Annotated in this window: 1 protein-coding gene; it reads left to right on the plus strand. The window is 46.8% G+C overall.

The window, feature by feature from the left end; translation table 11 throughout:
- Positions 1 to 1,108: UvrD-helicase domain-containing protein (locus A3757_RS01735; RefSeq protein ID WP_156506097.1), on the plus strand; the 1,108-nt coding region annotated here is incomplete at both ends.

The following is a 1,108-nucleotide window of genomic DNA, read 5'->3' on the forward strand; positions in this document are numbered from 1 at the left end:
ATTACGTTGAAGCAGGCCACCAGTTTATCGAATCCGTTAAAAATGGCCTGCTGTCACCTCAACAAACCCTCTATGATCTTGATTTGAGCGATAAGTTCGGCTTTCTTCCTCAATTGTTTGATGTCTTCGAAAGCTGGCGAAAACACAACGCCAGAATCAGCTACACGGATATGCTTTACGATACCGTGATCGCTATTCAGCAAAATCCCTCTTTAGAAAAGCTTGTTAGCAACAAGATGGATATTGTGCTGGTCGATGAATACCAGGACACCAACGACCTTCAGCACGCACTGTTAAGCTATATCGCAGGGGACCGCGCCAAAGTGACCGTCGTTGGCGACCCTGATCAGACGATATACGAGTTCCGCGGCGCAAAACCCGAATACATCATTAACGGCTTTTCCCAACAGTTTCCAGGGACGCAGAAGCTCAATTTGAGCTACTCATTCCGCTATGGGCATTGCGTTTCTTTATTAGCGAACCACCTGATTTCCCACAACTCAGGGCGACAAGCACTGCTTTGCAAATCACATGAGTCAAACCCCTCTACCCGGGTAGAAGTACACAAGTCTAAAGATGACCCCAAGACAGTGATTGATATCCTCTCAGGCACCCCTTCTCAGGATTTGTCTCAGTATGCAATTCTCACGCGAGTTTGGAGTCAGACGGTGGGCATTGAGCTCGCGTTGTTAGAAGCCGGCATCAATTACCATATGGATGGCTACCCCGGTGTATTCCACTCCAATGAAGCGCAAAGTATTTGCGCACTGTTGGAGTTGGCATGTGGACACTTTAAAACCATGTCTACTGAGCAACGGGCTTTGAAACTGGACCTTCTGTTTCATTTTCCACATGTGGGTTTACCCGACACACAGATCAAGGCCTTTTGTCATACACTTGCTCAGCATGACAGCAATTGGGGACAATTGACCAAGGAAGCCATACCTGAAGATATTAAGCGTATACAAGCTATAAAATTAGAACGGCTGGCAAGAGCACTGAATGCGCTAGAGAACAAACCGCAGCCCTTAGCCGCGACCTTTGCAAGCTATTTTAATGAAACTGAATTATATGAAGGGATTCGTTCTCTTAGCCTGAGCCACGATCA

This window comes from Oleiphilus sp. HI0117 (assembly GCF_001635235.1).